This is a genomic window from Geobacillus sp. BK01 (assembly GCF_052220245.1).
Taxonomy (GTDB): Bacteria; Bacillota; Bacilli; order Bacillales; family Anoxybacillaceae; genus Geobacillus.
The window spans coordinates 1-14202 of sequence record NZ_JBQPTH010000035.1; the positions used below are offsets into that span (position 1 = coordinate 1).

General features: G+C 51.5%; 13 protein-coding genes, 2 rRNA genes, 1 other RNA gene and 1 other annotated feature. Of the genes, 2 read left to right on the forward strand and 14 right to left on the reverse strand.

Features of this window, described 5'->3' with window-relative positions; genetic code table 11:
* From ACTVDO_RS16860 to tadA, 8 genes are all read right to left on the reverse strand, one after another.
* A 16S ribosomal RNA gene (locus ACTVDO_RS16860) occupies window positions 1–99 on the reverse strand; the annotation flags it as partial.
* Window positions 100–524: 425 nt separating this feature from the next.
* Window positions 525–791, reverse strand: a complete 267-nt coding sequence (locus ACTVDO_RS16865) for a pro-sigmaK processing inhibitor BofA family protein (RefSeq protein ID WP_020958276.1) — start codon at window positions 789–791, stop codon at window positions 525–527.
* A gap of 79 nt (window positions 792–870) precedes the next feature.
* Window positions 871–1095: a YaaL family protein gene (locus ACTVDO_RS16870; RefSeq protein WP_020958275.1), complete on the reverse strand. Its 225-nt coding sequence runs from the start codon at window positions 1093–1095 to the stop codon at window positions 871–873.
* A 23-nt stretch (window positions 1096–1118) separates the two neighbouring features.
* The gene (recR, locus tag ACTVDO_RS16875; protein WP_020958274.1) at window positions 1119–1715 is read right to left on the reverse strand and encodes a recombination mediator RecR; all 597 of its coding nucleotides are present in this window, start codon (window positions 1713–1715) and stop codon (window positions 1119–1121) included.
* A gap of 9 nt (window positions 1716–1724) precedes the next feature.
* The gene (locus ACTVDO_RS16880) at window positions 1725–2048 is read right to left on the reverse strand and encodes a YbaB/EbfC family nucleoid-associated protein (RefSeq protein WP_420480329.1); all 324 of its coding nucleotides are present in this window, start codon (window positions 2046–2048) and stop codon (window positions 1725–1727) included.
* A 25-nt stretch (window positions 2049–2073) separates the two neighbouring features.
* On the reverse strand, window positions 2074–3756 hold the full coding sequence (gene dnaX / locus ACTVDO_RS16885) for a DNA polymerase III subunit gamma/tau (protein WP_442901921.1): 1683 nt from the start codon (window positions 3754–3756) through the stop codon (window positions 2074–2076).
* A 209-nt stretch (window positions 3757–3965) separates the two neighbouring features.
* An RNA gene (gene ffs / locus ACTVDO_RS16890) (signal recognition particle sRNA large type) lies at window positions 3966–4230 on the reverse strand.
* A 53-nt stretch (window positions 4231–4283) separates the two neighbouring features.
* Window positions 4284–4766 (reverse strand): tRNA adenosine(34) deaminase TadA, encoded by a 483-nt coding sequence (gene tadA / locus ACTVDO_RS16895; RefSeq protein WP_033008833.1) that lies wholly within the window; start codon window positions 4764–4766, stop codon window positions 4284–4286.
* A gap of 85 nt (window positions 4767–4851) precedes the next feature.
* Between tadA and ACTVDO_RS16900 the strand changes: the two genes are divergently transcribed.
* Window positions 4852–6138: a LysM peptidoglycan-binding domain-containing protein gene (locus ACTVDO_RS16900; protein ID WP_442901922.1), complete on the forward strand. Its 1287-nt coding sequence runs from the start codon at window positions 4852–4854 to the stop codon at window positions 6136–6138.
* Between the two features lie 236 nt (window positions 6139–6374).
* Here ACTVDO_RS16900 and serS read toward each other — a convergent pair whose 3' ends face one another.
* The 5 genes from serS to guaB form a co-directional block, all read right to left on the reverse strand.
* Entirely contained in the window at window positions 6375–7649 is a 1275-nt protein-coding gene (gene serS, locus ACTVDO_RS16905) for a serine--tRNA ligase (protein WP_442901923.1), read from the reverse strand.
* Between the two features lie 463 nt (window positions 7650–8112).
* Window positions 8113–8330: a binding site (T-box leader), on the reverse strand.
* Window positions 8331–8335: 5 nt separating this feature from the next.
* Complete coding sequence (gene pdxT / locus ACTVDO_RS16910) at window positions 8336–8923, reverse strand: pyridoxal 5'-phosphate synthase glutaminase subunit PdxT (protein ID WP_020958268.1); 588 nt, start codon at window positions 8921–8923, stop codon at window positions 8336–8338.
* Window positions 8924–8947: 24 nt separating this feature from the next.
* Window positions 8948–9832, reverse strand: coding sequence for a pyridoxal 5'-phosphate synthase lyase subunit PdxS (pdxS, locus tag ACTVDO_RS16915; RefSeq protein ID WP_020958267.1), 885 nt, complete (start codon window positions 9830–9832; stop codon window positions 8948–8950).
* Between the two features lie 129 nt (window positions 9833–9961).
* A complete protein-coding gene (locus ACTVDO_RS16920; protein WP_020958266.1) occupies window positions 9962–11320 on the reverse strand; it encodes a serine hydrolase in 1359 nt (452 codons plus the stop codon).
* Window positions 11321–11424: 104 nt separating this feature from the next.
* Complete coding sequence (gene guaB / locus ACTVDO_RS16925) at window positions 11425–12891, reverse strand: IMP dehydrogenase (RefSeq protein WP_020958265.1); 1467 nt, start codon at window positions 12889–12891, stop codon at window positions 11425–11427.
* Between the two features lie 126 nt (window positions 12892–13017).
* Between guaB and ACTVDO_RS16930 the strand changes: the two genes are divergently transcribed.
* Window positions 13018–14007 carry a YaaC family protein gene (locus tag ACTVDO_RS16930; protein WP_020958264.1) on the forward strand — a complete coding sequence of 330 codons (990 nt, stop codon included), beginning with the start codon at window positions 13018–13020 and terminating at the stop codon, window positions 14005–14007.
* A gap of 35 nt (window positions 14008–14042) precedes the next feature.
* On the opposite strand, the gene rrf is transcribed toward ACTVDO_RS16930, so the two are convergent.
* Window positions 14043–14159: ribosomal RNA gene (gene rrf, locus ACTVDO_RS16935) — 5S ribosomal RNA — on the reverse strand.
* Window positions 14160–14202 lie beyond the last annotated feature (43 nt).

The window sequence follows — 14202 nt, forward strand, 5'->3', positions numbered from 1 at the left end:
TGACCAAACCAGAGCAAGCCCTGATCCGGTCCGCTCGACTTGCATGTATTAGGCACGCCGCCAGCGTTCGTCCTGAGCCAGGATCAAACTCTCCAAAAGAAAGTTGATTGGCTAATCCAGCTTCGGCCCGCCGCCCGGGGTCAAACAACCTTCGCCTTCGGAATGTAAACATCCCTGCAGGCGAAAAGCATTTGCCCATCGCGATCACCAGGATGGCGATATTTCACCGCCATCCGCAGGATGTGGGTTGCTTTTAGGCGGAATATCGGACCTCAGCCTTTCTTCATGACGCTTGCGTTTTGTTTAGTTTTCAAGGAGCTTTTGAATTGATGTTGAACACTTTTATTATTATACTTATCATTCACTTTGCTGTCAATACGTTTTTTCTTCGCCGTTAATATGTTTTTTGCTAATGTCAACTAACGACGTTTATTAATATACTTGATATGTATATAAAAGTCAATAGTTTTTTATCAAAAAAAATGAAAAGGCAAGTTAGCTAGACAACGCCTTTCCATTCGGAACTACGATAGAATATACTGGTCAATCACAAGTAATGCCGCGGCCCCCGGGAGGCCAAGAAATCCACAAACGAGCGAGGTGATCAAGTTAATCGGAATATGAATGTTAAAATGTCCGCCGATGGCGTTGAGGACAAACAGTGCCAACGCGCCGACAATGAGGCGGATGGCAACATAGCCGATAAAGCGAAGCGCCTTAAGGCGAGCGCCAACAATCAAAAGGACGGCGATGAGCGCTAATAGCACCGTAATGACGATTTTCGGTTCCAACGTTTGAACCCCCTTTTTTGTACGCTTGTACTACAAACGTATGAAACTCGGGGGAAAAAAGAACAAAAAAATAAGGAAGTTAACGCACTTCCCTCAGCGTAATGCGACGGTGCTTCGCTTCGCGGAGGAGAAAAAAATATTTCACCTCCGCAAGTTGCAGCGCACTCAGCACCTCTAACGATGGGTCAACACTTTTTTCGATAAGCTGTTTTTGTTCGAGCCATTCAGTTCTTGCCTTTTGCAGCTCAGCAATTAGTTTTTCATCAAATTGTCTTTTTAGTTTCCCCTTCCACCGCCATAACAAACCGATCCCCACCTTCTTTCTCTCTACAGCTCGCGGCGCCCTTCCAACGCTTTTGATAACGTCACTTCATCCGCATACTCCAAATCGCCGCCGACCGGCAAGCCATGGGCGATGCGGGTGACTTTGATCCCTGTCGGTTTCAACAGGCGCGATAAATACATGGCTGTCGCCTCCCCTTCAATGTTTGGGTCGGTCGCTAAAATCACTTCTTGGATCGTTTCGTCCCGCAGTCTCGCCAGCAGCTCGGCGATTTTAATGTCTTCCGGACCGATGCCCTCCATCGGGGAGATGGCCCCGTGTAGCACATGGTATAGGCCGTTATATTCTTTCATCTTCTCCATAGCGATCACATCTTTCGGGTCCTGGACGACACAAATCATCGTCCGATCGCGCCGTTCATCCTTACAAATGTAGCAAGGATCTGTATCTGTAATATGCCCGCAAATCGTGCAATAATGAATATGGCGCTTCACATCAACAAGCGCTTTGGCAAACTCGAGCACGGTATCTTCTTTCATCGCCAGCACATGGAACGCGAGGCGGGCGGCCGTTTTTGGACCGATTCCGGGCAATTTCATAAAACTGTCAATCAGTTTGGATAACGGTTCTGGATAATGCATAGTTTCCCCCTAGAACAGCCCTGGAATGTTGAGCCCTTTCGTAAACTGCCCCATCATGTCGTTGGCCAGTTCATCCGCTTTTTTGAGCGCATCGTTTGTCGCCGCCAAAACTAAATCTTGGAGCATTTCAATATCGTCTGGGTCTACGACTTCTTCCTTGATTTTTACCTCTAAAATTTGTTTATGGCCATTGGCGATGACCGTCACCATACCGCCCCCAGCCGTGCCTTCCACCGTTTTTTCCACCAACTCTTCCTGTGCCTTTTGCATTTCTTTTTGCATCTTTTGCATTTGCTTTAACATTTTTTGCATATTTCCCATTCCGCCACGCATCATCTTGGCATCCTCCTTCAATCGTTTATTCTTTAATTTCGATCAATTCCTCGCCAAACAGCCGTTTCGCCTCAGCGATCAACGGTTCCTCTTCGCTCTTTTCTGTCTTGGCTTCCTTGTTGCGGATAAACTCTTCCCTTATTTTTCCCCATTCTTCTTCCGGAATGGCGATCATGTCAAACCGTCGGTTCGTCAGTTCAAACAAAATTGCTTCGACGTTTTCCTTCACTGAACTCGCCGGATCTGTCGCCATCTTGCAGTGAATTTCATACTTAAACTTTAACACAAATGCCGAGGCACTCGCGGCGACCGGCTCGCTCTCTTGAAGCAAGGCGGCGTGCGACACTTTATGTTGCCGCTTCAACGTGTCAAGCACGTCGGCCCAGCGGCCTTTCACCAAGGCTAAGTCTTCGTGCGTTGCCTGCTTCAACAGTTCGTGGATGCGGCCGACTGGCGCTTTATATCCCCCGATTTTCACTGCTTTCGCCGTTTTTTTCGCAGAAGGCGCCTCCGGCGGGACGGCAGGCGCCTGCTCTTTTAGGCGGCGCAGCTCGATTTCCAGCGTTTCAATCCTCTTGATCAATGGCCCAAGTTCAGAAGCGGTCGGCGATGGAGCAGCAGCCGCTGGCTGATGGCAAAGCTTGACGAGCGCCACTTCGAGGAGAAGACGCGGGTGGTTCGTCCACTTCATCTCCTGCTGGCTTTTGTTCAACAGCTCAATCGCTCCGTACAAATCGGAAAGAGGAATCGCTTCCGAAAGCGAGGTGAACGCTTCGTCAACGACCGCAATTTGGATGGCTCCTTCCACATGAGGGGCCGTTTTGTACAGCAACAAGTCGCGATAATACAAAATCAAATCTTCAACCAAACGATTCGGATCTTTTCCTTGCGCCATCATTGCTTCAAACTGTTGCAAAACAGCCGCTGTATCTTTCCGATGAATGGCGGCAATGAAATCAGCCAACGCGGCAAATGATGCCGCTCCGGTCATCGCCAGCACGTCATCAAGCCGAAGCTTCCCATCGCTGAATGAAATCGCCTGGTCAAGCAAACTGAGCGCGTCGCGCATCCCTCCATCGGCAGCGCGGGCGATAGCCGACAGCGCCTCGTCGGATGCTTCTACGCCCTGGGCGTTCGCCACATATTTCAACCGCGAAACGATGGAGGCCAGCGGGATGCGGCGAAAATCGAACCGTTGGCAGCGGGAAATGATCGTCGCCGGGATTTTATGCGGCTCGGTGGTGGCCAAAATGAAAATGACGTGTTTGGGCGGTTCCTCAAGCGTCTTCAACAACGCGTTAAACGCGCCGATTGACAGCATGTGCACTTCGTCGATAATGTACACTTTATAACGGACCGAGGTCGGCGCAAATTTCACTTTTTCACGGATGTCGCGGATTTCGTCGACGCGGTTGTTGGAAGCGGCGTCAATTTCCAACACATCGGGAATCGTTCCGTTTGTAATGCCGAGGCAAGCGGGACATTCATTGCACGGCTCGGCCGCCGGGGCCTGTTCACAGTTGACCGCCTTGGCGAACACTTTCGCCGCGCTCGTTTTGCCTGTCCCACGCGGTCCGGAAAATAAGTAGGCGTGCGATATTTTATGTTGAAGCAGGGCGCTTTGCAACGTTTTCGTCACGTGTTCTTGGCCGACCATGTCCGCGAAACGCTGCGGCCGAAAAACACGGTATAACGCTTGGTATGCCACGGAAAACGGCCCTCCTCTTCCTCTCATCTCCACTATTATATAACGTTCTGCCCTATTTTAAAATAAAAAGAGGCTGTCCCAAAAGATCGTCTCTCTATTAAAAGAGATACAATATGATCGTGTTGCCGAAGCAAATTGCCTCTGCATCTTGTCAATGAAGAAAGGGTGTCCCATTGCTTTTGGGACACCCTCTTGCTGCTTATGTAAGGCCGTGCACCTTCTGTCGATTAGCTGCCCCGAGCGTTGCTCAAGCAGTTAGCTCAGCCCAGGCGCCCCCGCGGCACATGGGAGCATCCGCTTACTGCTGCTTCCTTCCGGACCTGACAGGGTTCACGGAATCCCATTGCGCGGGACCCAGACGTCAACACCACTTACTTGAGACAGGCCTCACAACAGACTAACCTCGAGAAGGGATTCAGCCTCGCTAGAGCGGATTGCGAGTACAGGGCACCGCTACCTCCCCGCTTAGCACGGCACTATCAGTATAGCGCGTTTATAGGGAAAATGCAATGTACACAGGCCGAATTTTAGTTGGAACTTCCGCCAACATTTCTCTTTTGTTCGCGCAATCGGCGGAAAAAGCCGCTCAGCAGCGCCCCACACTCCTCCGCCAACACACCGCTTGCAACCTCAGCCTGGTGGTTGAACCGGCTTTCCTGCAATAAGTTCATTAACGTCCCGGCGCATCCCCCTTTTGGGTCGCTAGCTCCAAATACGACCCGCTCAATGCGGGAAAGAACGATGGCCCCCGCGCACATGGCGCACGGTTCAAGCGTCACGTATAACACCGCCCGTTCAAGCCTCCATGAGCCGGTCACCCGGCACGCTTCGTCAATGGCCAAAACCTCCGCATGGGCGATCGCGCGCTGTTCCGTTTCCCGTAAATTATGGGCGCGGGCGATGACGCGGCCGTCTTGAACGATGACGGCCCCGATCGGCACTTCGCCGATCCGTTCAGCTTTTTTTGCTTCTTCAATCGCCAACTTCATGTAATACTCATCGTTGCTCATCATATACCCCTTTGCACAAACGGTCATTTCTCTTCTCTTTCCATCATAAAATATGGAGAATAAAGACGCAACTAGGAGGTCAAGTATGCAAATCCATGTCATACAGAGCGGACAAACGTTAAGCGGGATCGCTAAAGCATATGAAACGACGGTCGAGGACATTGTTCGGGCGAACAAGCTGCCAAATCCCGACCGTCTTGTCGTCGGTCAGGCGCTCGTGATTCCGATCGTCGGTCGTTTTTATTGGGTGCAACCCGGAGACAGTCTATGGTCGATTGCACGCCGGTTTTCCATTCCGATGCAGCGGCTCGCGGAAGTGAATCGCCTCTCCTTAAACGCCCCGCTGCAGATTGGCCAGCGGCTTTACATCCCACCCGGTGCCAAGCGGAGGGCAGAGTTTAACGCTTATATCGAACCCCGCGGAACGACCGTCAGCCCGGCACTGGAAGCGAGCGCCCGTGAGGCCGCTCCGTATTTGACCTATTTAAGTCCCTTTTATTTCGCCATCCGGCGCGACGCGACACTGCAAGGACCGCCGCTTGACGACTTTCCCGCCATCGCCCGCGCCAACCGCGTCACGCTTGTCATGGTTGTCGCCAACATTGAAAACGGGCAGTTCAGCGACGAGCTCGGCGCGCTCATTTTAACGAATGAGACACTGCAAAACCGCCTGCTCGACAACATTGTCGCGACCGCCAGACGGTATGGCTTGCGCGACATCCATTTTAATTTCGAATATTTGCGCCCCGAAGACCGAGAAGCATATAATGCTTTTTTGCGCAAAGCGAAACGGCGATTTGAACGGGAAGGATGGATGATGTCGACCGCCCTGGCGCCAAAAACGAGCGCCACCCAGCGCGGACGTTGGTACGAAGCCCATGACTACCGCGCCCATGGACAAATTGCCGATTTTGTCGTCATTATGACGTACGAATGGGGCTACAGCGGCGGACCACCGATGCCGGTCTCCCCCATCGGCCCTGTCCGCCGTGTCCTCGAGTACGCCGTCTCGGAAATGCCTCCCGGAAAGATTTTAATGGGGCAAAATTTGTATGGTTATGATTGGACACTGCCGTACGTACCGGGCGGACCGTACGCCCGCGCCATCAGCCCGCAGCAGGCCATCGCCCTCGCCGCGAGGTATAACGTCGCGATTGAATACGACACCGAGGCGCAGGCGCCGCATTTTCGCTACCGCGATGAAAATGGGCGCGAGCACGAAGTATGGTTTGAGGACGCCCGCTCCATTCAGGCAAAATTCAATCTCGTGAAAGAACTTGGCCTGCGCGGAGTCAGCTATTGGAAACTGGGCCTCGATTTCCCGCAAAACTGGCTGCTCCTTTCCGACCAGTTTGCAGTCGTCAAAAGATAAGGCCGCCCGCGCCAAAGAGATAAAAAAACCCGCCTTTCTCCCGGCGGGTTTTTTTATGGCTGGAAACGGCGGTTCCGATCAGCCGTTTCGGATGGCAATCTCCTCTTATGCGCGTCAGTACTGTTCTTTATCGCTTTGGCAGAGAAGCATTCGAGGCCGGCGTCCGCCGCCTCTTTTTCTCCGTCGCCAACGTCATTCACTATAACACGGCTGCCGGGAAAAGTCAACCAACGATTTTAACGGATGACGTCCCGGTTGCCCATGTATGGGCGGAGCGCCTCTGGGATCACGACCGATCCGTCTTCTTGTTGGTAGTTTTCCAAAATGGCGGCAACAGTGCGTCCAATGGCCAATCCCGAGCCATTTAGCGTATGCACATATTCTGGTTTTGCTTTCGGCTCGCGGCGGAAGCGGATATTGGCGCGGCGCGCCTGGAACGCCTCAAAATTGCTGCAAGACGAAATTTCCCGGTATGTGCCATAGCTTGGCAGCCACACCTCAATATCATACGTCTTCGCCGCGGAAAATCCAAGGTCTCCCGTGCATAAGGAGACAACGCGATACGGGAGCCCCAGCCGCTGCAAAATCGTTTCTGCCTGGCGCGTCAATTTTTCCAACTCGTCATATGAATGCTCCGGTTTTACGAACTTGACGAGCTCAACTTTATTGAATTGGTGCTGACGGATGAGCCCTCTCGTGTCGCGGCCGGCCGAACCGGCCTCGGCGCGGAAGCAGGCGCTGTACGCCGCATAGTAAAGCGGCAAGTCGTCGGCCGTTAAAATTTCGTCACGATGCAAGTTCGTCACCGGCACTTCCGCTGTCGGAATGAGAAAATAGTCTTCACTATCCAAGTGGAACACGTCCTCCGCAAATTTCGGCAGCTGCCCCGTTCCGGTCATGCTCGCCCGATTCACTATATATGGCGGCAACACCTCTTGATAGCCAAACTCATCAAGATGGACGTCGAGCATAAAGTTGATTAACGCCCGCTCAAGACGCGCTCCCAGTCCTTTGTAAAACACAAACCGGCTTCCTGCCACTTTAGCCGCCCGCTCAAAATCGAGCAAACCGAGTTGGTCGGCGATATCCCAATGCGGCTTCGGTTCAAACGAAAACGAGCGCGGCTCCCCCCATCTCCGCACTTCAACATTGTCCTCTTCCGACTGGCCGACCGGCACTGATTCATGCGGAATATTTGGAATCGATAACAACAGGGCGTTGAGTTCTTCTTCCAGTTGGCGAATGTGCTCATCCATTTGCTTAATGCGGTCACCGACTTCGCGCATTTGGACGATCAGCGGCTCCGCATCCTTTTTCTCGCGCTTAAGGGCGGCAATTTGCTGCGACACATCATTGCGTTTGCTTTTTAGCTCTTCCACCTCAGCAATCAAACGGCGGCGTTCTTTGTCCAACTGTTCAAACCGGTCGATGTTCGCCAAATCTCCGCCGCGCTGCATCAACTTTTCTTTCACTTCCTGAAATTGAGTGCGCAACACTTTCACATCCAACATTCGTGTTACCTCCTTATCCACCATTTATTATACTTGAACGCTCTCCCATCTATTTATACTCGAGCATTCGAAGCAAGCACCCCCACGCGGAATCGGAAATGCCCTCAGCCAGCCTGCGATTCTTTTGCATGTTCTTAACACGCAAGTCCTCCACACACCTCTTCGTTTTCGTGGATAGGGCGGGTGGACAACTTATGCAGGAAATCGTTCCGACAGTCGGCGATTTTTTTAGTTGATGAGCTTCGCTTATGTTGCGGTGGGATACAACCGAAAGCGGTAGACTCTATGCATCATCTTTCCTCCCACATACAAGAACGTGTGTTCTATACCCCTTCATTTTACACCTTCTGTTCTGTGAGAGCAAGAGAAAGAGTGATGGCAAATCCCGATTCATCCTCCGCTTACACTCACGCGTGGAAGTGGGGGCTTCTCGGTTCAAGGATGATAAAAAGCTCCCGTCCCCAAAAGGGACGGGAGCGATCCCGCGGTGCCACCCTTATTGAAGGCATTCATGCCTTCCGCTTATGCCGGTAACGGCGGCTGCCGAAAACGCCTACTGACCGCTTCGGTGTTCAGCGTTTTGCTCGAGGATGGATTCACAAGCGCTTCCTGCCGGTTCGCACCACCCACCGGCTCTCTGAAAGGAAGGAGCCTGCTACTAGTTCCTCTCATCGCTTTCCCATGTATCAAAGGCTCGATACCGTTTTCGAATGCTTGACCATATTTAAGAAATATTGCATCAATCGATGGTCATCAGTCAGCTCAGGATGGAACGAGCAGCCGAGAAACTGACCTTGTCGGGCCGCGACAATGCGGTCGTTGTATGTCGCGAGGACATCGACCCCGTCGCCGACTTCAACAATGTGCGGCGCGCGGATAAAGACGCCGACAAACCCGTCGCCGACCCCTTTAATCGACAACTCAGCTTCAAAGCTTTCCCGCTGCCGCCCAAATGAGTTCCGCTCAACCGTAATATCCATCAAGCCTAAATGCGGCTCATCGTAGCCGACGATTCGTTTTGCCAGTAAAATCAGCCCGGCGCATGTCCCAAACATCGGTTTGCCATCAGCGGCGAATTGCTTCAGCGGCTCCATAAGCCCGTATCGATCAATGAGGCGTCGCATCGTCGTACTTTCGCCGCCCGGGAGCACGAGTCCATCAAGTTCAGCAAGCTGCTCCGGCTTTTTCACGACGACCGCTTCGGCGCCGCACGCTTCAATGGCGCGGACATGTTCTTGCACGGCCCCTTGCAATCCGAGTACACCTATTTTCATTGTTCTGTTGCTCCTTTACCCGGCTTACCAGCCGCGTTCTTGCATGCGATGCTCCGGCAACAATGTCGCGACATCGATGCCCCGCATCGCGCCGCCCAATCCTTTGGACAAGTGGGCGATCAGCTCATAGTCTTCGTAATGAGTCGTCGCCTCGACGATCGCACGGGCATATTTTTCCGGATTTTCTGATTTGAAAATGCCTGACCCGACAAAGACGCCATCTGCGCCCAAATGCATCATGAGCGCAGCGTCAGCTGGTGTCGCGACGCCGCCGGCAGCGAAGTTGACGACCGGGAGGCGGCCAAGCTGTTTAATTTCGCGCAACACTTCAACCGGAGCCCCGAGCTGTTTCGCCTCAGCGACAAGTTCGTCCTCGCTCATGCTGACGACTTTGCGGATTTGCGCGTTGACTTTGCGCATATGACGCACCGCTTCCACGATGTTGCCTGTCCCCGGTTCCCCTTTTGTCCGCAGCATCGATGCTCCCTCGGCAATACGGCGGGCGGCTTCCCCTAAGTCGCGGCATCCGCACACAAACGGAACCGTGAACTGGCGTTTATCAATATGAAATTCTTCATCGGCCGGCGTCAATACTTCGCTTTCATCAATATAATCGACACCGAGTGCCTCTAAGACACGCGCCTCGACGTAATGGCCGATGCGCACTTTCGCCATGACCGGAATCGACACGGCGTTCATGACTTCCTCCACGACTGTTGGATCAGCCATGCGCGCGACACCGCCGGCAGCACGAATGTCCGCCGGAACGCGCTCGAGCGCCATAACGGCGACAGCCCCTGCCGCCTCAGCAATCTTAGCCTGTTCTGCGTTGACGACGTCCATAATGACGCCGCCTTTTTGCATTTCCGCCATGCCGCGTTTGACGCGGTCCGTCCCTGTCAATGCCAATGTTGATTCCCCCTATTCCTATCCTTATGCTTTGGCATATACACAATAAGGATGATTCCACTGTTTTATTTTACCTCAATTTTTACAAAAATCACAATGGAAAAAAGCTCCCCCGACAGGGGAGTCGTTTTACAGCCAGCCTTTCACCGTTTTCGCAGTGCTTGTCCATAAGTCAGCAAACAGCCCGCCGATCGCACGCATGGAGAGCACAAACCAGTTTGCTTTTTCTACCTCGACGGTCGTAACAAGCGGCACACGGATATTTTTTTGCATATCCGGGGTTAAAAAGGCAAGGGAGTCATCCCCGTTGTATTCGAGTGTCATGTACCCGACCGTCTCTCCCTTTTTCAACGGGGCGGTCAACTTTCCTTCATTTGTCATCTTTTTCTTATCCAATACATATACCGGCTTATACTGCTTTTCCTCGCCATTTCTCACTAACAGCGATAGTTTTTTTGCTGTCGCGACGCGAACTTCTTTTTCTTTCCCTTTCACGACTGGAAGTGTCTTCTTTCCTTTCAGCTGATATCCCTTCGGATAAAGCGTTTCGAGCGAGTATTGATTAAATCCATAGTTAAATAGTTTTTCTGTCTCCTCGAATCGTGCCTCTTTTGTCGTTTTTCCGCTCGCATCTTTCGCGTTCATAACAACAGAAATGAGACGGACGCCGTTCCGTTTCGCCGTTCCGGTAAAGCAGTTGCCGGCAAATTCCGTATAACCGGTTTTTAATCCGTCTACCCCTTCATATCCGTACACAAGCCCTGGGAGCATCCAGTTCCAGTTGTCCATTTTTATTTCGTCTTCTGTTCCTCCCCGGAACATTTTACGCGGAATACTCGCCGTTTCCAACACCTCTGGATGGTCTTTCAGCAGGCGGTAGGCAAGGGTGGCCATGGCCCGCGCAGACATGACATTTTCCTCATCCGGGCTTGTCCCTTCCGGGTGAAATCCTTTTAAATCCCCGTTGCTTAATCCTGTCGCATTCACGAATTTATAATCTTTCAATCCGAGCTGTTTCGCCTTTTCATTCATCATGTTCACAAAATTTTTCTCCGAACCGGCGATGATTTCAGCAATCGCAACCGTTGCCCCGTTCGCTGAATAAATGGCCATCGCCTCATACAGCTCGCGAACGGTATATTGTCCGTCTTTGCGCAGCGGGACATTAGACAGCGCTCGGTCTTGCGACAACCGATACACGTAATCGCTTGGCGTATACGTTTGGTCCCATTTGACGCGCTTCGCTTTAATGGCGTCAAGGAGCAAGTATTCAGTCATCATTTTGGTCATACTGGCGATGCCGAGTACAGTATCGATATTTTTTTCATACAAAATTCTCCCCGTTTGCGCATCCACTAAAATGGCGGCATCCGCCCGAATGTCAAGCGGCGCGCTCTCCGCCTTCACCGTCTGTTGAAACGGCCATAACGTCAAACAAAGACAAACCGACAGCAGCCAAAAAAACCAGTTTCTTTTCCTCGTCTTCACGTCGACACCCTCCTTACACAACCGTTATTGTAACACAAGGGCAGCCAAAAAAATAGACGGGGGACATATCCCCGTCAAAGTTAGGCCGATTGGCGCAACCCCGCTTAAAATGCGGAATAGTTTGGCGCCTCTTTCGTAATTTGTACGTCGTGCGGATGGCTTTCACGGAGTCCTGCACCCGTCATGCGGATAAACTGCGTTTTCTCCCGCAATTCGTCCAAGTTTCGCGTCCCGCAGTAACCCATACCGGCACGCAGTCCACCGACGAGTTGATAAATCGTATCGGCGAGCGGCCCTTTGTATGGAACGCGTCCCTCGATGCCTTCCGGGACAAACTTTTTCCCTTCCTCTTGGAAATAGCGGTCCTTGCTGCCGCGCTCCATTGAAGCGACCGATCCCATGCCCCGGTACACTTTAAAGCGACGTCCTTGATAAATTTCCGTCTCACCCGGGCTTTCCGAGACGCCGGCGAGCAAGCTTCCAAGCATGACGGCGTGCGCTCCAGCCGCGATCGCCTTCACGATGTCGCCGGAGTACTTGATCCCACCGTCAGCGATAATCGGAACACCATGCTTGCGCGCCTCCGTCGCACAGTCATAGATAGCCGTAATTTGCGGCACCCCGACTCCGGCGACAACCCGCGTCGTGCAGATCGATCCCGGGCCGATCCCGACCTTAATAATGTTCGCACCCGCCTCAATCAAGTCGCGCGTCGCCTCAGCTGTCGCGACATTGCCTGCAATGATGTTCAAGTCCGGGTACTGGCGACGGATGTTGGCCACTGTCTCGAGAACACCTTTTGAATGCCCATGTGCCGTGTCGACGACAATGACGTCAACCCCCGCTTCAACAAGCTTTTTAACACGGAGCATCGTGTCCGCTGTCACCCCGACAGCCGCCCCAACGACAAGCCGCCCCTTCGCGTCCTTCGCCGAGTTCGGAAACTCAATCACCTTTTCAATGTCCTTAATCGTAATGAGCCCTTTTAACACTCCATTTTCGTCGACAAGCGGCAATTTTTCCACTTTGTGCTTTTGCAAAATTTTTTCCGCTTCTTCCAACGTGGTTCCTACCGGGGCTGTAATCAAGTTCTCCTTCGTCATTACCTCGGAAATTTTAATCGAGTAATCTTGAATAAAACGCAAATCGCGGTTCGTAATAATGCCGACAAGCTTTTGTTCCTCGGCATTGTTGACGATCGGCACACCTGAGATGCGATATTTGCTCATTAGGTGTTCTGCATCATACACTTGGTGATCGGGTGTTAAAAAGAACGGATCGGTGATAACACCGCGTTCCGAACGTTTCACCTTGTCAACTTGCTCTGCCTGCTGCTCAATCGACATATTTTTGTGAATAACACCAAAACCACCTTGCCGAGCCATCGAAATCGCCATTTCCGCCTCAGTGACCGTATCCATGCCAGCGCTAATAATCGGGATGTTCAACTGCAGTGTATCGCTTAGCTTCGTCGTGACATCAACATCGCGCGGCAGCACATCAGATTTTGCCGGAATGAGAAGAACATCGTCAAACGTCAATCCTTCCTTCGCGAATTTCGCTTCCCACATGTTTTCTCCCCCTTGTCCGGAAATATTATTAGTAGCTTAACAACTGGTTAAACTACTGTCAAGGAATCAAAGAAATGTCCAACTTTTCAGTTATTTGCCTACAATTCAGCCACAAGGGGGGTAAAAATGTTCGGAAATATTAATCGGGCGTTCAGCCTTTCTGTCTTCCGCTCCGCGGATACGGCCCAACATTTTCTGCAGCAATGCTACAGGCAGCAGCAACGCGATGACGCAGTCCAACGAAGTTATACAAACTGTTATCCGTTTTTGTATTATTTGGAACACGGGCAAAACTTTTATACCGTCGCCCAGCAGGCGCCGTTGTCGATCAAGCCGGTTCTTTTATTTTATGGAATGGTGCAGCTTTTAAAAGCCTGCCTGCTTACCGTCGACCCCGACTACCCGGAGTCGACATCCGTTTTGGCTCACGGGGTGTCGACGAGAAAGCGAAAAAAACAAGGCTATGAATTTTTAGATGACGAAGTCAAAATTCAAAAAAACGGTTTGTTCACACATTTTTCTGAAAAAATGTTTCATGTGAAACAAGAAGCCGGGGAAAAATTTCGCATGGGCACACTGTTGCAACGGATTTGCGAGTTGCACGAAACATTTTTTTCCTTAGACGGACGGAAAAAGCCATTATCTTTACCAATTGTACATACCGCTTCCCCCCCGGTCTTGGCCATTCCAAAAACCATTTTAGATCATTATCATATGTCTTTGCCCCGCTTTATCCAATATATCAGTGGAGAAGGGCAAGGAAGAAAACTTGTCTTTTTGAGGGAAGAAGGGGAATTTCTTTATTTTGAGACCGAGTCATCTCTGTCTTTCATTGGAGAGGGCCCATTTTTATTTCACCTTAACGGAACATACTATATCCCGACCAAGAAAGAGAAAATTTTTATGCTCCCGGAGATTCATGCCCATTACTTGTTGCTGTACAACCTAAGCATGATTTCCCGCTACGAGACCGAATGGTGGAGTGAGCTTCTTCACTCCTACTCGAGCAAGGCGTACATTTTTATCCTCCAATTCCTTTCGGTATCGGCGGAGAAAGTTCCGTTATTGTTGAACGAGTATTTAATGCAAAAATTTTTTTCCAAAACGAATGCATAAAAAACCCCCTGCTGTATATACAGCAGGGGGGATTCGCCTAGCAGCGACCTACTCTTGCAGGGGCGCTAGCCCCAACTACCATCGGCGCTGGAGGGCTTAACTTCCGTGTTCGGGATGGGAACGGGTGTTTCCCCTCCGCTATCACCACTAGGCCATATGAGGTTGTCAGGAATTCGTTCCCTGAAAACTAGATAA

Bases quoted from the DNA above. Each gene is read 5' to 3' on its own strand.
- ACTVDO_RS16930 (WP_020958264.1), top strand. From the start codon at position 13,018: ATGTTCGGAAATATTAATCGGGCGTTCAGCCTTTCTGTCTTCCGCTCC.
- pdxT (WP_020958268.1), bottom strand. From the start codon at position 8,923: ATGAAAATAGGTGTACTCGGATTGCAAGGGGCCGTGCAAGAACATGTC.
- tadA (WP_033008833.1), bottom strand. From the start codon at position 4,766: ATGAGCAACGATGAGTATTACATGAAGTTGGCGATTGAAGAAGCAAAA.
- recR (WP_020958274.1), bottom strand. From the start codon at position 1,715: ATGCATTATCCAGAACCGTTATCCAAACTGATTGACAGTTTTATGAAA.
- serS (WP_442901923.1), bottom strand. From the start codon at position 7,649: ATGTTGGATGTGAAAGTGTTGCGCACTCAATTTCAGGAAGTGAAAGAA.
- ACTVDO_RS16900 (WP_442901922.1), top strand. From the start codon at position 4,852: ATGCAAATCCATGTCATACAGAGCGGACAAACGTTAAGCGGGATCGCT.
- ACTVDO_RS16880 (WP_420480329.1), bottom strand. From the start codon at position 2,048: ATGCGTGGCGGAATGGGAAATATGCAAAAAATGTTAAAGCAAATGCAA.
- guaB (WP_020958265.1), bottom strand. From the start codon at position 12,891: ATGTGGGAAGCGAAATTCGCGAAGGAAGGATTGACGTTTGACGATGTT.